24 protein-coding genes are annotated in these 19,326 nt (G+C 63.6%); 19 read left to right on the top strand and 5 right to left on the bottom strand.

Annotation, left to right across the window (positions count from 1 at the left end; genetic code table 11):
- Positions 1–25: 25 nt before the first annotated feature.
- Both ACFPFW_RS17150 and ACFPFW_RS17155 read left to right on the top strand, forming a co-directional pair.
- Entirely contained in the window at positions 26–499 is a 474-nt protein-coding gene (locus ACFPFW_RS17150) for a magnesium transporter CorA family protein (RefSeq protein ID WP_114956242.1), read from the top strand.
- Positions 496–948: a hypothetical protein gene (locus ACFPFW_RS17155; RefSeq protein ID WP_114956241.1), complete on the top strand. Its 453-nt coding sequence runs from the start codon at positions 496–498 to the stop codon at positions 946–948. The genes ACFPFW_RS17150 and ACFPFW_RS17155 overlap by 4 nt, the downstream gene beginning before the upstream one ends.
- A 58-nt stretch (positions 949–1,006) precedes the next feature.
- On the opposite strand, the gene fliI is transcribed toward ACFPFW_RS17155, so the two are convergent.
- The 3 genes from fliI to ACFPFW_RS17170 are packed head-to-tail and all read right to left on the bottom strand — an operon-like array spanning position 1,007 to position 4,213.
- The gene (gene fliI, locus ACFPFW_RS17160) at positions 1,007–2,347 is read right to left on the bottom strand and encodes a flagellar protein export ATPase FliI (protein ID WP_114956240.1); all 1,341 of its coding nucleotides are present in this window, start codon (positions 2,345–2,347) and stop codon (positions 1,007–1,009) included.
- A gap of 12 nt (positions 2,348–2,359) precedes the next feature.
- Positions 2,360–3,085, bottom strand: a complete 726-nt coding sequence (gene flgF, locus ACFPFW_RS17165) for a flagellar basal-body rod protein FlgF (RefSeq protein WP_114956239.1) — start codon at positions 3,083–3,085, stop codon at positions 2,360–2,362.
- 3 nt (positions 3,086–3,088) lie between these two features.
- Positions 3,089–4,213, bottom strand: coding sequence for a DUF1217 domain-containing protein (locus ACFPFW_RS17170; protein WP_162799616.1), 1,125 nt, complete (start codon positions 4,211–4,213; stop codon positions 3,089–3,091).
- Between the two features lie 135 nt (positions 4,214–4,348).
- Between ACFPFW_RS17170 and motA the strand changes: the two genes are divergently transcribed.
- From motA to fliP, 17 genes are all read left to right on the top strand, one after another.
- Positions 4,349–5,254 carry a flagellar motor stator protein MotA gene (gene motA, locus ACFPFW_RS17175; RefSeq protein WP_114956238.1) on the top strand — a complete coding sequence of 302 codons (906 nt, stop codon included), beginning with the start codon at positions 4,349–4,351 and terminating at the stop codon, positions 5,252–5,254.
- Entirely contained in the window at positions 5,254–6,186 is a 933-nt protein-coding gene (locus ACFPFW_RS17180; RefSeq protein WP_114956237.1) for a flagellar motor switch protein FliM, read from the top strand. Before motA ends, ACFPFW_RS17180 begins: the two co-directional genes overlap by 1 nt.
- Positions 6,167–6,484, top strand: coding sequence for a hypothetical protein (locus tag ACFPFW_RS17185; protein ID WP_114956236.1), 318 nt, complete (start codon positions 6,167–6,169; stop codon positions 6,482–6,484). The genes ACFPFW_RS17180 and ACFPFW_RS17185 overlap by 20 nt, the downstream gene beginning before the upstream one ends.
- A 73-nt stretch (positions 6,485–6,557) precedes the next feature.
- Positions 6,558–7,010: a flagellar motor switch protein FliN gene (gene fliN, locus ACFPFW_RS17190; protein ID WP_379771683.1), complete on the top strand. Its 453-nt coding sequence runs from the start codon at positions 6,558–6,560 to the stop codon at positions 7,008–7,010.
- 21 nt (positions 7,011–7,031) lie between these two features.
- Positions 7,032–8,063 carry a flagellar motor switch protein FliG gene (locus ACFPFW_RS17195; RefSeq protein WP_114956235.1) on the top strand — a complete coding sequence of 344 codons (1,032 nt, stop codon included), beginning with the start codon at positions 7,032–7,034 and terminating at the stop codon, positions 8,061–8,063.
- 8 nt (positions 8,064–8,071) lie between these two features.
- Positions 8,072–9,169, top strand: a complete 1,098-nt coding sequence (flhB, locus tag ACFPFW_RS17200; RefSeq protein ID WP_114956234.1) for a flagellar biosynthesis protein FlhB — start codon at positions 8,072–8,074, stop codon at positions 9,167–9,169.
- Positions 9,169–9,600 carry a hypothetical protein gene (locus ACFPFW_RS17205; RefSeq protein ID WP_114956233.1) on the top strand — a complete coding sequence of 144 codons (432 nt, stop codon included), beginning with the start codon at positions 9,169–9,171 and terminating at the stop codon, positions 9,598–9,600. The genes flhB and ACFPFW_RS17205 overlap by 1 nt, the downstream gene beginning before the upstream one ends.
- Positions 9,601–9,684: 84 nt before the next feature.
- Positions 9,685–10,065 (top strand): flagellar basal body rod protein FlgB, encoded by a 381-nt coding sequence (gene flgB / locus ACFPFW_RS17210; protein WP_114956232.1) that lies wholly within the window; start codon positions 9,685–9,687, stop codon positions 10,063–10,065.
- A 4-nt stretch (positions 10,066–10,069) separates the two neighbouring features.
- Entirely contained in the window at positions 10,070–10,489 is a 420-nt protein-coding gene (gene flgC, locus ACFPFW_RS17215; protein WP_114956231.1) for a flagellar basal body rod protein FlgC, read from the top strand.
- Positions 10,489–10,824 carry a flagellar hook-basal body complex protein FliE gene (locus ACFPFW_RS17220; RefSeq protein WP_114956230.1) on the top strand — a complete coding sequence of 112 codons (336 nt, stop codon included), beginning with the start codon at positions 10,489–10,491 and terminating at the stop codon, positions 10,822–10,824. Before flgC ends, ACFPFW_RS17220 begins: the two co-directional genes overlap by 1 nt.
- A 9-nt stretch (positions 10,825–10,833) precedes the next feature.
- Complete coding sequence (flgG, locus tag ACFPFW_RS17225) at positions 10,834–11,622, top strand: flagellar basal-body rod protein FlgG (RefSeq protein ID WP_114956229.1); 789 nt, start codon at positions 10,834–10,836, stop codon at positions 11,620–11,622.
- 20 nt (positions 11,623–11,642) lie between these two features.
- The gene (flgA, locus tag ACFPFW_RS17230; RefSeq protein WP_114956228.1) at positions 11,643–12,107 is read left to right on the top strand and encodes a flagellar basal body P-ring formation chaperone FlgA; all 465 of its coding nucleotides are present in this window, start codon (positions 11,643–11,645) and stop codon (positions 12,105–12,107) included.
- A 581-nt stretch (positions 12,108–12,688) separates the two neighbouring features.
- A complete protein-coding gene (gene flgI / locus ACFPFW_RS17235; RefSeq protein WP_114956433.1) occupies positions 12,689–13,831 on the top strand; it encodes a flagellar basal body P-ring protein FlgI in 1,143 nt (380 codons plus the stop codon).
- A 92-nt stretch (positions 13,832–13,923) separates the two neighbouring features.
- Positions 13,924–14,586, top strand: coding sequence for a MotE family protein (locus tag ACFPFW_RS17240; RefSeq protein ID WP_114956227.1), 663 nt, complete (start codon positions 13,924–13,926; stop codon positions 14,584–14,586).
- Complete coding sequence (locus tag ACFPFW_RS17245; RefSeq protein WP_379771687.1) at positions 14,583–15,257, top strand: flagellar basal body L-ring protein FlgH; 675 nt, start codon at positions 14,583–14,585, stop codon at positions 15,255–15,257. Before ACFPFW_RS17240 ends, ACFPFW_RS17245 begins: the two co-directional genes overlap by 4 nt.
- Positions 15,258–15,269: 12 nt before the next feature.
- Entirely contained in the window at positions 15,270–15,770 is a 501-nt protein-coding gene (locus ACFPFW_RS17250) for a flagellar basal body-associated FliL family protein (RefSeq protein ID WP_114956226.1), read from the top strand.
- Between the two features lie 50 nt (positions 15,771–15,820).
- Positions 15,821–16,504 carry a flagellar type III secretion system pore protein FliP gene (gene fliP / locus ACFPFW_RS17255; RefSeq protein ID WP_114956431.1) on the top strand — a complete coding sequence of 228 codons (684 nt, stop codon included), beginning with the start codon at positions 15,821–15,823 and terminating at the stop codon, positions 16,502–16,504.
- A 272-nt stretch (positions 16,505–16,776) separates the two neighbouring features.
- Here fliP and ACFPFW_RS17260 read toward each other — a convergent pair whose 3' ends face one another.
- Positions 16,777–18,276, bottom strand: a complete 1,500-nt coding sequence (locus ACFPFW_RS17260) for a methyltransferase domain-containing protein (RefSeq protein ID WP_379771689.1) — start codon at positions 18,274–18,276, stop codon at positions 16,777–16,779.
- 54 nt (positions 18,277–18,330) lie between these two features.
- Positions 18,331–19,299, bottom strand: a complete 969-nt coding sequence (locus ACFPFW_RS17265) for an FkbM family methyltransferase (RefSeq protein ID WP_114956225.1) — start codon at positions 19,297–19,299, stop codon at positions 18,331–18,333.
- Positions 19,300–19,326: the final 27 nt, after the last annotated feature.

Below are 19,326 nucleotides of genomic sequence, written 5' to 3' on the forward strand. Positions count from 1 at the left end.
CGTTCGAGCTTCGGAGTAACATGACATGAACGAACCGCGCCTCACCTTGGCAGTTTCCAATGATGCGGCCTCCGGCTCGGATGCGATGCCGGTGCTGACTGCTCCCGATGTCGACTGGGAGGGTACGGAAGAGGCGACCCCGATCGAGGTGCTTGCGCTGTTCAAGGCGATCGGCCGGCTGGAAGAGGTCGTCGATCAGGAGACCGACGCGCTTCGCACCGGCAAGACGGCGTCGTTCGATGATTTCAACTATCGCAAGAGCCACGGCCTGCTCGAACTGACCCGCGCCGTGCGCTCGATCGATCCGACGAATATCGGCGAAGAGGTCCGCAACCGCCTCGAGGATTTGCGCGACCGGCTGGAGCGCAACCGCACCATGCTGAAGACGCATCTCGATGCGACGCGCGAGATCTCTTCCATTCTGACCGAGGCGATCCGCGCGGCTGAGTCCGACGGCACCTATTCGGCGCCGGCCGGGCATCATGGTGCGTCGCAATGAGCCGGATCGTCATCACCGGAATCTGGGTCTGCGCCGTGACGCTCCTGTCCGGTTATCTGACGGCCTATTGGCTGATTGGTGGCGGCAAGGAGATGATGGAGACTTCCGAATGGGAGGGTCTCCAGTACGAGAAGACGCAGCCGATCAACGTGCCGATGATCCGCGAAGGCAAGCTGAACGGCTATACCGTCGTGCAGCTCGTCTACACCGCCGACAGCGCGCGCCTGAAGGAGGCGATAGTGCCGCCGGGCCTCCTCGTCACCGACGAGACGTTCCGGGCGCTTTATGGCGACGACAACATCGATCTCGACCACATCGAGCGCTACGACCTCAAGGAGCTGACGAAGTCGGTTCGCGAGAAGGTCAATGTGCGGCTGAACGCGGATATCGTGCAGGACGTCCTGGTCGAGCAGATCAACTATTTCTCACGTGAGGCGCTGCGCCAGTAAGAGCGTCGCCGAATTGGCAAGAAGGCCGCGCATAGCGCGGCCTTTTTTGTTGCCCCGATCAGGCTGCCTGCGGTGGTCCCTGCAGCATTTCCGCGAGTTCGCGGAAGGCGTCGCGGCTCGTCGGATCCGACGGGCTCTGGCGGAGCGCGTCGTAGATCTTCGGCACGATGGTGACGGCCTGGTCGAGCTCTCCGTCATGGCCGGGCTGGTAGCCGCCCATCAGGCGCAGGTCGCGCGTGTCCTCGAAGCGCGAGATCAGGTTGCGGAGACGCAGGATCAAAGCGCGTTCCTCGTCGCTCCAGACGTGCTGGGCGAGACGCGAGATCGAGGACAGGACGTTCACCGCCGGATAGCGGCCCTGATCGGCGATCGTGCGGTCGAGCACGATATGGCCGTCGAGCGTGCCGCGGATATTATCGGCGACGGGGTCGTTGTGGTCGTCGCCGTCGACGAGGACGGCGAAGATGCCGGTGATCGTGCCGCCGCCTTCTTCCTCGCCGGGGCCGGCGCGTTCGAGAAGTTCGGGCAGGCTGGTGAAGACGCTCGGCGCATAGCCACGCGCGACGGCCGGTTCGCCGGCCGCCAGCGCGACGTCGCGCGCGGCATGGGCGAAGCGGGTGACGGAATCGACGATCAGCAGGACCGACTCGCCGCGGTCGCGGAAATATTCGGCGATCGCCATTGCGGTCTTCGGCGCCATGCGGCGCATCATCGGGCTTTCGTCGCCGGTGGAGACCACGGTGACGGAGCGGGCACGGTTGTCGCCGAGCGCGTCGTCGAGAAATTCGCGGACCTCGCGGCCGCGCTCGCCGACAAGAGCGATGACGACGGTGTCGAAATCCTGCGAGCGGGCGATCATCGAAAGCGTCGTCGACTTGCCGACGCCCGAGCCCGCGAAGATGCCGATGCGCTGGCCGGCGCAAATCGGGGTGAAGAGGTCGAACGATCGGACGCCGGTCTTGAGCGGCTGCTTCACGCGGGCGCGCTTCAGCGGGTTCGGCGGGCGGCCGTCGATCGGCACCGGGATGTCGCCCGGAACGAGATCGCCGAGGCCGTCGATGGGTTTCGCCATCGAGTCGATGACACGGCCCTTCCAGCTCGGATGCGGACAGAGCGCGACCGCGCCGGCGCGATAGGCGAAGGCGCCGAGGCCCGCTTCGATGCGGGTGCCGAACGGCTTCACCGTGACGCCCATGCCGTCGATGCGGAGCACCTCGCCGGTCTGCGAGCCGTGCGCGGCATCGAGTTCGATGCGATCACCGAGCTTCACGTGCTGTGATAGGCCGGTGATGCGATAGGCCTCGGGCGAGACCTGCGAAACGGTGCCGCCGAAACGAACGCGTGGAACTTCCTGCGCGGCGAGGCCGACGGTGTTCGCGAGCTTGTGGAGGTTGTTCATCGAAGGGTCGGGTTACGAGACCTGGCCGAGCTTCTGGATCGCGTCCTGAAGCGACTTCTCCGAATTCTCGATCGACTGCGTGACCTGCTCGAACGAGCGCGTCACCTCGATCAGTCGCGTCATCTCCATGATCGGATTGACGTTCGATTCCTCGACATAGCCTTGCTTGATGCCTTCGCCGACGAAGTCGATCACCGCCGTGGCCGGACGATCGGGCACGACGCCGGAATTGTCGCGGCGGGCAAGATTGGCGTTGTCGCCGATATGGAAGAGGCCGATCGCTCCGACCACATTGCCGCCCTGGCTGATCATGCCGTCGCGGGCGATCGAGATGCGACCCGCGTCGGGATCGACGATGATCGCGGCGCCTCCGGGATCCAGGATCGCATTGCCGGTCACGCTCTGCAGCACGCCGTCGGCCGAAACCTGCATGCGGCCGTCGCGGGTATAGGCGAGGCCCGCCGGGGTCTGCACCGCGAGCCAGCCCTCGCCGTCGACCGCGACGTCAAGGTCGTTGCCGGTCTGCTTCAGGGCGCCCTTGTCGCGGGAGATGTAGGTCTTGCCGGTCGACGCGAAGTTCACCGGATCGTTGGCCGCGCGCGACAGGAAGGTGTCGAATTTGATCTCGTCGGCGCGATAGCCGGCGGTGCCGGCATTGGCGACGTTGCCGGCCAGAGTGGTCAGCCGGTTCTCGAGCGCGACCTGCGCGGAGAGCGAGACGTAAAGTGCGCTTTGCATGGATCAGTTTCCTCCGAGCCTGAGGCCCTGAAGGCTCATCAGCGTGTCGACGCTCATGAGCTGGCCTGGCTGGCCGGACAAAAGATTTGGAACGGATTGCGGAGCGGATGGATGGGCGACTTCCCACATCGCGGTGAAGCGAGTGAGGAACTTCTTGAGTTCATCTGGCTCGGCGAGATTTTCGATGTCGATCCTGCTGGCGATGTAATTCGCCTGCACGTCGATGTCGGCCGAGCCGGCCTGTTCGGATAGGCCGAGCGTGGTTTGGACAACCTGCATCAACGCTTTGTCGGCGAGGATCGAATAGGCGCTCACGATCGTCGGCGCCTTGCGTTCGAAATAGAGCGCGAGTCGGACGCCTTCATTGTCCCGGCCGGCGTTCACCTCGACGGTCTGGCGCAGATAGTTCTGCACCGTCTTGTCGACGGTCGCCGACTGCTGGACGGTGACGTTGCCCTCGGCGCCGAAGTTGAACGCCTTTGCGAATTCGGCCCAATTCGGGTTGGTCTGACGGGCGGCGAAGCTGTCCTCGTCACTTGGATCGCTGGTCAGGATCTGCCGAAGGAAGTTCTTTTCGGCCACGATGGTGCGGCCCGGGGCATCCAGCTTGAACGCGGTCAGCGCGTAATCGACGAGATGGTCGTTCTTCAGGAAGTCGTCGACCGAAGTCACCCGGTCCATACCCTGCTCGTAGGCTGCTGTTTCGAGCCGGATCAGGGCGTCGCCGAAGTCGAATTCTTCCTTCGATACTTCGGCATATCTGGTCTCGATATCGATGAACGACGCATCGCTCTGGGGAACGGGTTTCGCGAACCCGTACGCCTTGGCGAACTCCTGGTAGCGGGTGTCGACCAACTTGTTCGCGAAGCTGTTCGGGTCGGCGAGATCGCTCTCCAGAACCTTCCGCATGAACGCCTTGGCGTAGATCATGTCGTCGAGGCCATAGGCCTTCATTGCGTAATTGTAGAGCTGGGGATCGGCGAAGAACTCGTCGAGGCTCGACACCTTGGTGATGTTCTCGCGGTAATATTCGGTCGCGCGCTTCACGTCGGGCTGGTTGGCCGTCCTGTTCAGCGTGGCGTTCATGTCCCGCGTGATCATCTGAAAGCTGACTGGCGTCGACAGCATTTCTTGCTCTCCTGCTTCACGCGGGAAGAGTGATCCCTGAACCTTGCACGGGGCTGTTTCGAACCGGCCAAGCCTCACGCAAGCCTCGGTTTCTAGCCTGCTCTCGTTCCATCGGGGCAAAAGGGAGCCGGGACCTTGGGCAGTTTGATCGGTTTTGTGATTACGTTCGGCTCGATGCTCGGCGGTTACGCCGCGCTCGGCGGACATATCAGCGTTCTCTGGCAGCCCTGGGAACTCGTCATCATCTGTGGTGCCGCGATCGGCATCTATCTCGTCGGCAATTCGCTGAAGACGGTGAAGGATACCGGCAAGGCGCTGGTCGAGGCCATCACCGGCGCGATCCCCAAGCGCGCCGACTATCTGAGCGTGCTCGAAGTGCTCTACGCGCTGATGCGCGAACTGCGCAGCAAGGGCCGCAACGACGTCGAGAAGCATATCGAGGATCCGGAATCCTCCGAGATCTTCCAGCGCGTGCCGAAGGTCGCCAACAACCCGGAAATGCGCGCGTTCATCTGCGACTATTTCCGCCTGATCATCGTCGGCAACGCCCGCACCCATGAGGTCGAGGCGCTGATGGACGAGGAAATCCAGACCATCGCCCGCGAGCGGCTCAAGCCCTACCTCGCGCTCTACTCGATCGCCGAGGCGTTCCCGGCGCTCGGCATCGTCGCGGCGGTCCTCGGCGTCATCAAGGCGATGGGAGCGATCGACCAGTCGCCGCAGATTCTCGGCGGCCTGATCGGCGCCGCTCTCGTCGGTACCTTCGCCGGCATCTTCATCTCCTACGGCATCGTCAATCCGATGGCTCAGAAGATCAAATCAGTCCGCGAGCGCCAGCTCGCCCCCTACGTCATCATCAAGCAGTCGCTGCTTGCGTTCATGAACGGCGCCGTTCCGCAGATCGCGCTGGAATACGGCCGCAAGACCATTCCATCGTCCGAGCGTCCGACGATCGACGAGGTCGAGAACGAGGTCATCTCGATGGCCACGTCCTCCTCGTCGGCCAAGCCGGCAGCTGAACGCGTGCGGGGTGCCGCGTGATGGTCGCGACGCATACCGACAGCCGGACGATCTCCGACAAGCTTCTCGACGCCGGCGGCATTTCCGTCGACCGCCTGCCGATGCTGCACGTGGCTTTCGACCGTATGGCCACGCATTGCGCCGACAGCCTGCGCCAGATGTCCGCTTCGCCCGCCTACTTCTCGCTCTCGAACATCGAAAGCGCCCGTATCGGCGACGTCCTGGAAGACTATGAGGCGAACGCGATCGCGGCGGTGTTCCACGCGCCGGAATGGGATTCGCGTATCCTCGTCGGCTTCGACCGCGACTTCATCTTCAGCATGGTCGAGGTCCTGTTCGGTGCCGACGGCGCCGAGCCGCCGATCGACGAGGAACGGCCGTTCTCGAACATCGAAATCAACATCGCTCAGGCGATCTTCGAACGCATCGCCAAGGTTCTGCAGGTGTCGTTCGGCTCGCAGTCCGAAAGCGCGTTCAAGTTTGAGCGCATCGAGACGCGCATGGACTTCGCGATCATCGGCCGCCGCAACAACCTTTCGGTCGTCGCCAAGTTCCTGCTGCAGGCACTGAACCGCGGCGGCGAGATGTTCATCATCATCCCGCAATCGGCGCTCAGCCCGGTTCGCGAGACGCTCTCGCACGCAATGTCGGGCGATGCCTCGCCACGCGATCCGCGCTGGGCACGCCAGATCCAGAGCGAGATCCAGCGTACCGAGATGCAGGTCCGCGCGATCCTCGAAGAGCGTCTGATCGATCTCCGCGACGTGACCGAATTCAAAGTCGGCCAGGTGCTGGAACTGCAGGCCACGCCGCGCAGCCGCGTGAAGCTCGAATGCCGCGGCCAGCCGCTGTTCTGGTGCCAGCTCGGACAGAGCGACGGCTCCTACACCGTCAAGGTCGACGATTACATCGATGAGGACCAGGAGTTTATCGATGACATCCTATCTCGTTGAAGGCGCCCTTCTGGTCGCGCTCGTCGCGACCATCGCGGGTCTGATCATCATGCGCCGCGAACTCAAGCAGCTGAAGGCCGACCAGGCCGGCTACGCCCATGCTCTCGATGAGACCGGCGCGGCCCTGATCACGGTCGGCAGCGCGATCCGCGACATCAACATGCAGGGTCTGACCACGCTGCAGCGCCTGGTCGCCCAGATCGACGCCGCCCGGTCCGTGCTCGACGAACTCGAGCGCGCCAATGCCGAGGCAGGCGCCGCCAAGAAAACCGAGCTTCGCGCCATCGCGCGGGGCTGAGCTCAACCAATCCAGACACACGCAAGGGTCGCAGCCCTTAATGCGCGCACCCGACTGAAAAGGAACAGGGACCATGGCGAGAAGCTCGAAGGCCCAGCGCTCGATCGACGAGATCATGGCTGAAGTGGAATCGGACACCCCGACCGACGTGCTCGAGGCTGTTGCCGTCGAGGCGACCGCGAAGGTGAGCGCGTCCGCGACCGCCTCGACCGCCGCTCCGGAGGCGAACCCGGGTCCGACTCTGGAGGAGAGCCTCGGCTCGATCGGCAATCTCGATGCGGTCATGCGCATCCCGGTGACGATCCAGGTCGTGCTCGGCTCGGCGGTCATGCCGGTCGCGAATCTGATGAAGCTCCGCCGCGGTGCGGCGATCCCGCTCGATCACCGTGTGGGTGAGCCGGTCGACGTCGTCGTCAACGGCCGCACCGTCGCACGCGGCGAGGTCGTGGTCGTCGAGGACGACACTTCGCGCTTCGGCATTTCGCTGACCGAGATCATCGGCGGCGGCTCGACCGCCAACGCCTGAACGGGTCCGGGGTAGTTAGCCATGGCAGCCACGGCGGCGGCAAAGAATCAGGTGGCGGAACGCACGCTGCAGGGACCCGAGAAGGCGGCGGCATTGCTTCTGGCGATGGGTCAGCCGCTGTCCGGTCGTCTGCTGGCGCATTTCGATACGACCGAGATCAAGCAGGTCACGCGTTCGATTGCCGATCTCGGCTCGATCACCGCGAAGCAGATCGAGCAGCTGGTCGAGGAGTTCGCCTCAAAGTTCTCGGGTGGCAACCTGCTCGGCAGCGCGAGCGACGTCGAGAAGCTTCTGACCGGCATCCTGCCGGCCGACGAGGTCTCCGACATCATGTCGGACGTGCTGGGCTATGCGAACCGATCGATCTGGGATCGCATCTCCGGCGTCTCCGAAAACATCTTCGCGAACTACCTGCTGAAGGAACATCCGCAGACCGCGGCGCTGATACTGTCGAAGGTCCGGCCTGCTTTCGCCGCCCGCACCATGGGCCATCTGCCGCCGCCGACGCGGCACGAGCTGATGCGCCGGATGCTCAATCTGAAGCCCATCGTCGAGGACACCGCCGGCATCGTCGAGAAGACGCTGCACGAGGACTTCATGCTGAACTTCGCCCGCAATATGGGCGCGGACACGCATGCCCGCATGGCCGACATCCTCAACAAGATGGAGCGCAACGACATGGAAGACGCGCTCGAGGGCATCCAGAAGGTGAAGCCGGAATCGGCGGAGATGCTGAAAGGCCTTCTCTTCACTTTCGACGACATCATCAACCTCACGCCGCGTGCGCGTCAGTCGATCTTCGACCAGATCCCGACCGAGCGCGTGGTGTTGGCCCTCAAGGGCACCGACATGGACTTCCGCGACATCATCCTGTCCTCGCTCGCGACCCGCGCGCGCCGCATCGTCGAGCACGAGCTCGATTCGGGCGAGCCGATCTCGCAGCGCGATGTCGTGGAGGCTCGCCGCATGATCACCGACCTTGCTCTCGACATGGCGGGCCGCGGCGAGATCGAGCTGAATTCCGGTCAGGATGACGACACCTACGTTCGCTGAGGTCGGACATGAGCGACGACACGGACCAGGAGAGCAAAACAGAAGAAGCCACGCCGAAGAAAACGCAGGATGCGATCGACAAGGGCAATATCCCGTCGTCGCGCGAGCTTCCGATACTGTTCTCATTGGGAGCGATGCTGATCGTGCTGGTCTGGGTGATCGGAAATGGAACCGCTCGCCTCGTCCTCATGCTTCGGGGCTTCCTCGATAATCCGGGAGGAGTGCGACTTGACCAGGGACGGGATGCCGTACAGTTGCTTCACGCGGTCGGCCTCGAAATCGGTCGCTTCCTCGTGCCGATCATCGTCGTGTTCACCGTCGCCGGCCTTGCCGGCTCGATGGTTCAGAACGCTCCGAATCTCGTCTTCGACCGCATCCAGCCGGAACTCAACCGGCTATCGATCCGCAAGGGCTGGGAGCGCACGTTCGGCATGCAGGGCGCGATCGAATTCGCCAAGGCCCTGTTCAAGTTTCTCGGCCTGGCGATCGTCGTCTGGATCATCCTCAAATCCGAACAGTTCCGGGTCGTGAACGCGATGTTTTCCGATCCCGGCACGATTGTCGACAACACCGTCTTCGTCGCGATCCGGCTGCTTTCGGCCGTCTGCATCGCGACGATTCTGCTGGTTGCGGCCGACCTAGTCTGGGCGCGCATGCAATGGCGTCGCAACCTGCGAATGACGAAGCAGGAGGTGAAGGACGAGCACAAGCAGACCGAGGGCGATCCGCTGGTCAAATCCCGCATGCGCTCACTCGCCCGCGACCGCATCCGCAACCGGATGATGGGCAACGTCCCGAAGGCGACGCTCGTCCTCGCCAACCCGACGCATTACGCCATCGCGCTTCGCTACGTGTACGAAGAAGGCGGTGCACCGCTCGTTATCGCCAAAGGTCAGGATCTGATCGCGCTGAAGATCAGGGAGATCGCAGAAGAAAATAACATTCCTGTGATCGAGGATAAATTGCTGACCCGCGCCATGTACGATAAAGTAGACGTCGACAGAATGATCCCTGTCGACTTCTATAAAGCAGTTGCTGAAGTGATATACTTCATCCAACAGCGCGAACATAATTCAAAGTTGCCGGTAGTTGTTAATAATCGCTGATGACGAAGATACGTAACGACCATCGCTCTCTCGCAAGGGAGAAGGCGCTCGCCGACGGTGTCAAGGACGTCGCCGCCGAACTGCGCCTGATCGACGTCGTCAATCTCGTTGTGTACATACACCTCGAAAAGCACGGAAACCTGGAGGACATCGTCTCCTCCTCGGTCGAGCTCTACTTCAAGCCCGATACCCTGCGGTACGGCTGGCGCTCCAAGGTGGACATCACCTGGGGCGGGCCGACGACGGTTTGCCTCGACATGGAATTCCGCCACCAGGGCGTGACCGTATTCTTCACGCTGGCGCTCGGAGCGCTGCATGCGAGCGTCGACATCCACTACATCGCCTTCGACGGCTCTTCGAACGATCCCGGAGAGAACACCGCCCGTCTCGTCGCGGCCATCGCAGACGCCAGGATCAAGCCTCTCCAGTAAAATAAGACACCCCGAACGGCACGCCAGCCTCGGGCAAGTTTACAGCGTCACGATCTCCATGAAAGCCCAGAGGGAGCTCTGTTCATGGGGCCTGTGCACCTGTTTTCCTTGGCGTCGCAGCAAGCGAGCTGGCTGTCTCTCCGACAGACCGCGATCTCGCAGAACGTCGCCAATGCCGACACGCCGAAATATCGCGCCGTCGATGTCCAGCCGTTCAACGACGTGCTCGACAAGACGTCGCTCGAACTCGCCTCGACGAATTCGAACCATCTGGAAGTTCCGGATCTCGATCTGAAGGCCGCCAAGGTCCGCAAGAGCGGCGCCTGGGAAATCACTCATTCCGGCAATTCCGTCAGCCTCGAGCAGGAGATGATGAAGGCCGGCGAGATCAACGGAAGCTTCAACCTCAACCGCAGCATCGTCGCCGCTTTCGGCCGGATGCTGTCCTCGGCCGTGAAGGGCTAAGGCAATGATCGACCAACTCACCGCCGCACTGAAGATCGCCGGCTCGGGCATGCAGGCGCAGTCCACACGCATGCGCATCGTTTCGGAAAACCTGGCGAACGCGCAGTCGACCGGCCGCGCGCCAGGCGCCGATCCCTATCGCCGCAAGACCGTGACCTTCGAGGGCGAGATGGACCGCGCGATGGGCGCGTCGCTCGTCAAGATCAAGGGCGTCGGTGTCGACAAGGCACCGTTCGACGTCCGCCACGAGCCGGGCAATCCGGCCGCGGACGCCAACGGCTATGTCAAGGTGCCGAACGTCAATCCGCTGATCGAGATGTCGGACATGCGGCAGGCCAACCGGTCCTACACCGCCAACCTGCAGGCCATCACCCAGGCCCGCTCGATGATCTCGATGAACATCGATCTTCTGAGGAACTCGTGATGATGAATGCCGTCTCATCGATCGACCTGTCGCTCGACAAGCTCGCACCCGCGGCCGGCACGTCCTCCGTCCGCGCATCCGCTCCGGTTGCGATTTCCGGCGGGGGCGGCACGCCGACCGTCGACTTCATGGACGTCCTCTCGCAGGTCTCGTCCAAGGCCGTGAACACTCTGAAGGCCGGCGAAGCCGCGTCGATCCAGGGCATCGAAGGAAAAATGTCGGTCCAGCAGGTCGTCGAGGCGGTGATGTCCGCCGAGAAGACGCTGCAGACCGCGCTGGCAGTGCGGGACAAGGTCGTCTCCGCCTACCAGGAAATCAGCCGTATGGCGATCTGAGGTAGAACGATGAAAGCTCTTGCCATTGCCGCCACGGGCATGAACGCCCAGCAGCTCAACGTCGAAGTGATCGCCAACAATATCGCGAACATCAACACGACGGCGTTCAAGCGCTCGCGCGCCGAATTCACCGACCTTCTCTACCAGACCCAGCGCATGCAGGGCGTGCCGAACCAGGGCGGGCAGGAGGTCATTCCGGAAGGCGTGCGCCTCGGCCTCGGCGTCCGTGCCGCGGCGATCCGCAACCTGCATATGCAGGGCGGTCTGACCATGACCGGCAACGAGTTCGACATGGCGATCGACGGCCGTGGCTGGTTCCAGATCGACGGTCCGAACGGCGAGACGCTCTATACGCGCTCGGGCGCCCTCAACAAGAACCAGGACGGCCAGATCGTCACGCTCGACGGCTACACCGTCCAGCCGGCGATCCTAGTCCCGGACGATGCCATCGGCATCACCGTCAACGAATCCGGCGAGGTGTTTGCCCGTGTCGACGGCCAGGTCGCGCCGCAGGCGCTCGGTCAGCTGACTATCGCGAACTTCGCCAACGATGTCGGTCTCGAACCGCTCGGCGGCAATCTCTATCGCGAGACGCTCGCCTCCGGCGCACCGGTGGTCGGCGTGCCGACTGATCCGGGCTTCGGCAAGATCCGCCACAAATATCTCGAGGCATCGAACGTCGATCCGGTGACCGAGATCACCGAGCTGATCTCGGCGCAGCGCGCCTACGAGATGAATTCGAAGGTGATCCAGGCCGCCGACTCGATGGCGGGCACGATTTCGACCGGAATCCGCTGATCTAGCGAAAGGCATAAGCCATGAGGTTCCTGCCGGCCGCAGCCGCGGTATGTGTCGCCGTCCTGGCGTGTACGTACGAGGCGAAGGCGCAAGCCGTGACGACGGTGCCCGTGCCGGGCATCACGATCTATCCCGGCGATCCGATCACCGACGAGGTGCTGACCGACCGCAGATTCCGGCTGTCGCGCCGCAATCTCGAAGCTGTCGTCGCCTCGCGCGAGATCATGGTCGGCAAGATCGCCCGCCGTACGCTTCTGCCTGGCCAGCCGGTGACGTTCAACGCCATCGAGGAACCGAAACTTGTGCGCCGCGGCGTGCCTGTGCGGCTCATCTTCATCGAGGGCAGCCTGACGATCATTACCTATGCCGAGCCGCTTCAGACCGGCAGCGTCGGAGAGATCATCCGCGTGCGCAACACTGAATCCGGCACGGTCATCACCGGCGTCGTCCAGAAGGACGGCAGCATTATCGTGGGCAAGAGCTGATGCGTTTTCTGTTCGCCGGCCTTGTTCTTTCGATTGCCACCCTGACCTCTGCGCAGGCGCAAGAGCCTGTGCGCATCCAGGCCGCAGGGAAGATAACCGCGGCGTTCCCGATTCCGGCGGGCGCTCGCCGTCCGCCGCCGCAGCAGGCGATCATGCCGCCGGAGCCGCCGCAGCTCGAACCGGATATCCGGCCTCGCGATATCGGCCCGCGCGTGATGCCGGTGAACGAACCTCGTCCGGCGGAGCAGCCACAGGCTCAGCCGACGCCCAGGAACGGGATTTCGCCGGAGGAGCTTTTGCGTTCGGTCCAGTTGTCGCCGCAACCGAAGGCGCCGCCTCCGGAGCCGCTCCCGCTTCCGCCTGAAACAAAGCAGCAGGCAGCATTGGAAACCGGAGCGCTGCCCGAGGGCACCGCCCCCGTGACCGCGCAGGCGCAGGCCGAAACTCAGCCCGCACCACTGGTGCCTCCGGCCCCGGCGGCAGCACCTGCGGTCGTTGACGAACAAATCAAGCTTGCCGCCGATCCACCGCTGCCGGTCCCTCCGCCGGAGCCGCCGGTCGTGGAGGTCGTGCCCGAACCCATGTCCGAGCCGGAGCCCGCTCCGCCGCCGCAGGTGTTGGCGAGCGCCGAACCGGAGATCCCGGTCCGACCGGATCCGCTCAGCCACATCGTCACGCCCGGCCAGGTCCGCATCAAGGACATCGCCTCGCTCGAAGGCGTCCGCGAGAACCAGCTCATCGGCTACGGCCTCGTGGTCGGCCTGCAAGGCACCGGCGATACGTTGCGCAACGCCGCGTTCTCCGAACAATCGCTGCAGTCGATGCTCGAGCGCCTGGGCGTCAATGTCCGTGAAGCCAATCTCCGAACACGCAATGTCGCGGCCGTCATCGTCACCGCCGAATTGCCAGCCTTCGCGGGGACTGGTTCGCGCATCGACGTCAGCGTCGCCTCGCTTGGCGATGCGGTGTCGCTGCAGGGCGGTACGCTCGTCATCACCCCGCTCGCGGGCGCCAATGGCGAGGTCTATGCGGTGGCACAGGGACCGGTCGCGGTTACTGGCTATAACGCGTCCGGCCAGGCCGAGAGCGTGGTCAAGGGAACGCCGACCGCCGGCCGCATTCCGAACGGCGCGGTGATCGAGCAGGAACTGCCGACCAAGCTCGACGAGATATCGCGGCTGACGCTGAAGCTCCGCAATCCGGACTTCCGCACGGCCGTCCGCATCACCGACGCGATCAACGGCTTCGCCCAGCAGCGCTATGGCGCGCCGGTCGCGCTGGAGCGCGATTTCCGCTCGGTCGGCCTGACCAAGCCGCGCGGCATGAGCGTCGCCCGCTTCATCGCCGAGATCGAAGGCCTGGCGGTCCGTCCGGACACGCCGGCCCGCGTCGTCGTCGACGAGCGCACGGGCACTGTCGTGATGGGCGCCGATGTCAGGATTTCGACGGTCGCCGTGACCCACGGCAATCTGACGATCCGGGTGACCGAAACCCCGGTCGCATCGCAGCCTGCGCCGTTCTCCGACGGAGAGACGGTTGTGCTGCCGCGCACCATGGTCGACGCCACCGAAAGCGGCGGCAAGCTCGCCATCGTCGGCGGCACCGATCTGCAGACGCTCGTTCGCGGTCTGAACCAGATCGGCCTCAAGCCTGCCGGCATCATCGCCATCGTCCAGGCCATGAAGACGGCCGGAGCGTTGCAGGCGGATCTCGTCATCCAGTGACGCCGGGCGCGGGGCGTTCCAGCCCCGCGCAAGTTCGTCGCGCCACGATGGCGGTCATGACGGATATTTCCACCAGCACGGGACACGGATCCATGCCCAAGCGCTCCCGAAAGGTGCTGCGCCTGTTCTCCGCGGGCGAGCTCGTTCTCTTCATGATGATGGCCAGCACGAACATGCAGGCCGCCAAGGCGCAGACGGTGCCGATGCCGCTCTCGCGTCCGGAGAAACTCGTTCCGGCCGACAAGACCGCGCCGAAGAAGGACGACAAGTCAAAGCCGCTCGGCGCGCTTGACGTCTCGCCTGTCGAGAAGCTGTCGACGAGCCATTCCGGCGTCGAGATGCGCGCCTTGACCGAGGAGGCCCGCCAGTACTGCGTCAATATCCGCGATGCCGCCGCAGACGCCCGCGTGGCCTGGCAGACGGCAACGCTCGAAACGCTCGAGAAGCAGGTCGCCGAACAGGTAGCCGCGCTCGAGAAGAAGCGCGCCGAATACGAGGAATGGCTCACCAAGCGCGAGGAATTCCTCAAGCAGGCGCGCGAGGACATGGTCGCGATCTATTCGCGAATGCGTCCTGATGCCGCCGCCGGCCAGCTCGCGGCGATGGACGACGAAACCGCCGCCGCCGTGCTCGCCAAACTCAATGCGCGCAATTCCAGCGCGATCCTCAACGAGATGGAGCCGATACGCGCGGCGCAGCTCGCCAACATGCTCGCGGGTGCCTCCGGCATGCCCACGAAGGGAGAACAGCTGTGAGGCATTTGTCGCTTCTCGCCATTGGACTTGCGCTGTCGGGCTGCAGCTCGCTCGATGATCTCAACAAGGAGCCGAGGATGAGTCCGGTCGGCGCGGCACTGCCGTCCTCGGCATTGACGCCCATCCCCGCGACCTACCAGGAAGCGAATTCGACCTACGTGCATGGCGGCGAGGACCTGTTCCGGGATAGCCGCGCAGCCAAGGTCGGCGATGTCCTGACGGTTATCATCCGCATGGACGACAAGGCGGAGATCGACAATTCGTCCGAGCGCTCGCGCGAATCCAGCGCCGGTATCGGCGGCGGTTTCGGCATCGGCGGCGGTTCGTCCGGCGATTTCAGCGCGGATATCAGCTCGCGCACGGGCACCAAGGGCGAGGGCAATATCGATCGCTCCGAGGAGATCGAGGTCAAGCTCGCCGCCGTCGTCACGCAGGTCATGACGAACGGAAATCTCGTCATCAGCGGTTCGCAGGAAATGCGCGTCAACTTCGAGATGCGCATCGTCAACATCCAGGGCATCGTCCGCCCACGCGACATCTCCGGCCGCAACACGATCCCTTACGAGAAGATCGCCGAGGCCCGCATCTCCTATGGCGGTCGCGGCCGCATCACCGAGGTGCAGCAGCCCGGCGTCGTGCATCAGCTCTACGACCGTATCGCGCCGTTCTGAGGATCGTCCGGGATGAAACAGCCACTCAAGACCGGACTTTTTCGCCGCGCAAAGAGCGAGAGCTCCGAGGAACGCGGCGCCTGGATGGGCCCCGCCGTGCTCCTCACCATGCTGTCGATCGGCGCCGGTGTCGGCTTCGGCGTCCATCTCGTCCATGCAGTTCAGGAGAGCGACGAGAAGGCGCCGCCGAAGGCCATCGTCGCGGATTCCGGCGATCCGCTTAAATCGCGCCTGAAGAAGCTGAAGCCGATCGTCACCAATATCGGCGAGCCGGACGACGTCTGGGCGCGTCTCGAAGCCTCGATCGTATTCGAGGACGAGATGCCGAATTCCGAGGAATTGTCGGCCCAGATCAGCCAGGACCTGCTCGGCTACATGAAGACGCTGAAGCTGACGCAGATCGAGGGCGCGAGCCATTTCGCGCATCTGCGCGAGGACCTGAAGGACCGCGTCCAGATCCGCTCCGGCGGCGAGGTTCGTGATCTCATCATCGAGAGCTTCGTCGTCCAGTGAAGCGTCTCCTCCTTGCCGGGTTGATCCTGGCCGCCGGCACCACCGCCGCGATGGCGCAGGTGCCGGACCTGAACTCGCTTATCCCCGCCGGCGAAGGCAGCGCCGCTGGCCGCATCATCCAGCTCGTCGCGATGCTGACCGTGCTGTCGCTCGCGCCGGGCCTGCTCGTCATGGTGACAAGCTTCACCCGCATCGTCGTCGCGCTGTCGTTCCTGCGCTCGGGCATTGGCCTGCAGAGTACGCCGGCGAACCTGATCATGATCAGCCTGGCGCTATTCATGACCTTCTACGTCATGGCGCCGACCTTCGATCGCGCCTGGAAGGATGGCGTGCAGCCGCTGACCCGCAACGAAATCTCCGAGGAAGAGGCGTTCACGAAGATCACCGACCCGTTCAAGGAGTTCATGCAGGCGCATGTCCGCGACAAGGACCTGAAGCTCCTCGACGACCTCGCGGTCGAGCACATGCAGCTCAAGAGCGAGAACGGCGAGGTCTCGCTGCGCGTCCTGATCCCGGCCTTCATGATTTCGGAACTCAGGCGCGGCTTCGAGATCGGCTTCCTGATCGCGCTGCCGTTCCTCGTCATCGACATGATCGTCGCGACGCTCACCATGTCTATGGGCATGATGATGCTGCCGCCGACCGTGCTCTCGCTGCCGTTCAAGGTGCTGTTCTTCGTCCTGATCGACGGCTGGAACATGCTGGTCGGCGGGCTGGTGCGCTCGTTCTTCTGACGACCCGGACTGCGGTTCGACAAGGGAGGCCCATCGAGCCTCCCTTTTTCGTTTGGCGGTGAGCGACTGTGACGATGTCGAATGCCGAGGCATCCGCGATGTCTAGGCCCGTCCTGGCGACGGATGGCGCTGAACTAACCGTGAAGGCCAGGGGAGGTGGCGGAGAAGTCACCCCGGCAGATGCGAGGTGTAGTGGCCGGCGTTATGGGGCCAAGTCGATCGCCGCTCGCCCTGACGCCTCTGATCGAAGCATCAGGAAGGAGGGCTTCCGTTCAGAACGGGGAGCCGTAGCGCTCCGTCATCGCGGCGATCTGCTGATCGTTGCCGCCGTTCCAGTTGTGATGCATCAGCGAGGATTCTTCCGTTCCCGGCCAGACGACATTGTGCCAGGGACGGCCGACGCGGCGGATCGTGCTGCCGGCGAGGCGGCCCATCCAGAACAGCCAGATATCGTCCGCATGCGGTGCGAGGCTCATGAACTGCTCTTCGTTAAGCACCTCCGGCGACAGCGATTTCGGCGGGTAGAGCACGCCGTTGCAGCCGGTCGGGAACAGGTCGAAGCCGTCGCCCTCGTCCGGATAGTCGAACCGCCATTTCAGGTAGGGCAGCAGCTTGCCCTTGTCGTCGAACTTCATCTGGTTCGCGCGGCGGCAGAGGATTTCCGTCGGCGAACGATAATTACTCACCAGCGGCTCGATCACGTCGCGCGGATAGATCTGGTCGTCGTCGAGCGTGATGATGAAGCTGTCGGGATATCGCTTCAGCGCCGGAATGATCTTCTTGTAGGAGCGGATGTCCTTGGTCACCTGGATGGACAGGCCGCTGCGCTGCAGCTCGATCACGCCTTTCGGCAGATGTTCGACGTCCTGCGGCGACACCCAGAGGACGGTTTCGTCGGGCGTCATGCTCTGCTGCAGGATACGACGCAGCGTCAGCTCTAGCGTCGGGAAACGCTTCACCCAGGACGTGACCGAGACGACGAGGTGTCCGGGCAGCGTGTGCCTCTGCGAGGGCAGCCTTTCGAAGATGTAGAAATCCGCGAAGCTCTCGTTCTCTGGATCGCCGGCTGGCGGATAGCGGTTCGGGATGTGCTGAACCAGCTTGAAGTCCGCGTGGTGCTTTTCGACCCAATCGGTGAACTTGCGGTGCTTCACATGTGCGGCAGGCCAGGAAGCGTTGCGGTTCGACGAATAGACGATGACGTAGCGCTCGGCCGAGTAGAACAGCCGGCGCATATATTCGTGGAACACCTCATCCTCGATGAGGTGATAGATGACGTCGAGCGACATCGTGAGATCGGCGCGCTCGTGCTTGTAGTCCTGCGCGTTCCGGAAGGCCTTTGTCGTGTCGCCGGCCATCGCCGCACGGCACATCTCGATGCTTTTGTCCGCCACGTCGAAGCCGAGATAGATCGGGTATTCCGCGCGCTTGAGCTGCGCGCCGTCACCGCATCCGAATTCGATCACGGAATTGATGCCGCGTTCCTTGACGAACGCGTTGATGACTTCCGCCTTGAAGGCGGCGAGCCTGCCGTAGGAACCGGCGCCGGAATTGCCTCCCGTGCGGTAGCGCTGCGACCAGTAGGCGGCGCTGTCGAAGCCCTTGCCCGGTGTTTCGGTGGGGCGGGGTGAAGCTTCGCGTGGAGGCGGAGGCGTGTGCGGTCCGCGATCGTCGCGAATTTTCGCGTTCAGGTCCGCGGCGACCAGCGCGGCGACGTCACCGTCGAACCCGCTCGTCTCGATGAAACCACTAGGGCGATCGAATCGGAACAATGTGGATCCTCTGGCTTCAGTCATCTGACGATCTTTCTCTTCGTCGCCGGGTCGTTATTGCGGCGAGCCTTCCGGCCGGCTGACGAACTGGATGCGGCGCAGCAGGTTCTCGACATTGGCCAGGCGGCCTTCGAGCGCGTGGATCTGGCGCGCGTGCGAGATATAGCGCGAGGCCATCTGCCGCGAGAGCGAGGCCTCGATCACCGAAGGATTGTCGACGGGGACGAAGACGTGGGTGGCCGTGTAGTTGTGGCTGTCGATCGCGAGGAATCCGAGCCCGCACAGATAGTCGAAAAGCTGATCGAAGCGATTCAGGTCGTCGCATTCGACGCAGATCACGGGGCGGTCGCGCAGAAGTGTTTCCCTTGCGCCGCGCAGAAGCTCGAGTTCCATGCCCTCGACGTCGATCTTGAGCAGTTTGATCCGCTGATCGAACGGGACGCTGTCGAGCGGGATGCCCCGCATCTCGCCGCCTGCGTCCGGCCGCAGCGTCAGGGCGCCGAGACCCAGTTGCTGCACGGCGGCGGCGTCCTTCGACGCGAACTGGGCCGATGTTTCCGCAAGCGCGAACGGCCATATCTCGACCCGGGAGGCGAGATTGTTCGCGGCTACGTTATGCTGCAGCAATTGAACGGTGAGAGGGCCGGGTTCAAAGCAGGTGACGCGGCATCCGAGCGCGCCGGCGAAGAACAGGGTGTGATTGCCGATATTGGCGCCCGCATCGACCACGAGATCGCCGGGCTTCAGGTGCTTGGCGATCGCGTAGAGAAAGCCCGCTTCGTAGAAGCTTCTCGAGTTCTTCACGATCTTGAAGATGTGGTCCTGAGGATCGGTGTGAAAAACATCGAAATGCCTGGTGCCGAGCGAAATCCGGGCATGCTCCAACCGAACGTCCGCGCCGAACCGGGAAATCGTCGCCAGCGGGCCGGGCCGATGACCGGCATCGTGCGGCGTGCCGAAATCGCCCACGCCGGGGGCCGGGTAAGCACGGTCGAACCGGATCGTGGGTACGGCTTCGGTCATCTGGCAAGCCCTCCTGCGAGTGATTGG

It is taken from the genome of Flaviflagellibacter deserti (genome assembly GCF_042652085.1).
GTDB lineage: Bacteria > Pseudomonadota > Alphaproteobacteria > Rhizobiales > Methylopilaceae > Flaviflagellibacter > Flaviflagellibacter deserti.

Bases quoted from the DNA above. Each gene is read 5' to 3' on its own strand.
- flgF (WP_114956239.1), bottom strand. From the start codon at position 3,085: ATGCAAAGCGCACTTTACGTCTCGCTCTCCGCGCAGGTCGCGCTCGAG.
- ACFPFW_RS17170 (WP_162799616.1), bottom strand. From the start codon at position 4,213: ATGCTGTCGACGCCAGTCAGCTTTCAGATGATCACGCGGGACATGAAC.
- ACFPFW_RS17150 (WP_114956242.1), top strand. From the start codon at position 26: ATGAACGAACCGCGCCTCACCTTGGCAGTTTCCAATGATGCGGCCTCC.
- ACFPFW_RS17195 (WP_114956235.1), top strand. From the start codon at position 7,032: ATGGCAGCCACGGCGGCGGCAAAGAATCAGGTGGCGGAACGCACGCTG.
- flgI (WP_114956433.1), top strand. From the start codon at position 12,689: ATGTCCGAGCCGGAGCCCGCTCCGCCGCCGCAGGTGTTGGCGAGCGCC.
- ACFPFW_RS17180 (WP_114956237.1), top strand. From the start codon at position 5,254: ATGGTCGCGACGCATACCGACAGCCGGACGATCTCCGACAAGCTTCTC.
- ACFPFW_RS17185 (WP_114956236.1), top strand. From the start codon at position 6,167: ATGACATCCTATCTCGTTGAAGGCGCCCTTCTGGTCGCGCTCGTCGCG.
- ACFPFW_RS17240 (WP_114956227.1), top strand. From the start codon at position 13,924: ATGCCCAAGCGCTCCCGAAAGGTGCTGCGCCTGTTCTCCGCGGGCGAG.
- fliP (WP_114956431.1), top strand. From the start codon at position 15,821: ATGGCGCAGGTGCCGGACCTGAACTCGCTTATCCCCGCCGGCGAAGGC.
- flgA (WP_114956228.1), top strand. From the start codon at position 11,643: ATGAGGTTCCTGCCGGCCGCAGCCGCGGTATGTGTCGCCGTCCTGGCG.
- ACFPFW_RS17205 (WP_114956233.1), top strand. From the start codon at position 9,169: ATGACGAAGATACGTAACGACCATCGCTCTCTCGCAAGGGAGAAGGCG.
- ACFPFW_RS17155 (WP_114956241.1), top strand. From the start codon at position 496: ATGAGCCGGATCGTCATCACCGGAATCTGGGTCTGCGCCGTGACGCTC.
- fliN (WP_379771683.1), top strand. From the start codon at position 6,558: ATGGCGAGAAGCTCGAAGGCCCAGCGCTCGATCGACGAGATCATGGCT.
- flgB (WP_114956232.1), top strand. From the start codon at position 9,685: ATGGGGCCTGTGCACCTGTTTTCCTTGGCGTCGCAGCAAGCGAGCTGG.
- ACFPFW_RS17250 (WP_114956226.1), top strand. From the start codon at position 15,270: ATGAAACAGCCACTCAAGACCGGACTTTTTCGCCGCGCAAAGAGCGAG.
- flhB (WP_114956234.1), top strand. From the start codon at position 8,072: ATGAGCGACGACACGGACCAGGAGAGCAAAACAGAAGAAGCCACGCCG.
- fliI (WP_114956240.1), bottom strand. From the start codon at position 2,347: ATGAACAACCTCCACAAGCTCGCGAACACCGTCGGCCTCGCCGCGCAG.
- flgC (WP_114956231.1), top strand. From the start codon at position 10,070: ATGATCGACCAACTCACCGCCGCACTGAAGATCGCCGGCTCGGGCATG.
- ACFPFW_RS17220 (WP_114956230.1), top strand. From the start codon at position 10,489: ATGATGAATGCCGTCTCATCGATCGACCTGTCGCTCGACAAGCTCGCA.
- flgG (WP_114956229.1), top strand. From the start codon at position 10,834: ATGAAAGCTCTTGCCATTGCCGCCACGGGCATGAACGCCCAGCAGCTC.
- ACFPFW_RS17265 (WP_114956225.1), bottom strand. From the start codon at position 19,299: ATGACCGAAGCCGTACCCACGATCCGGTTCGACCGTGCTTACCCGGCC.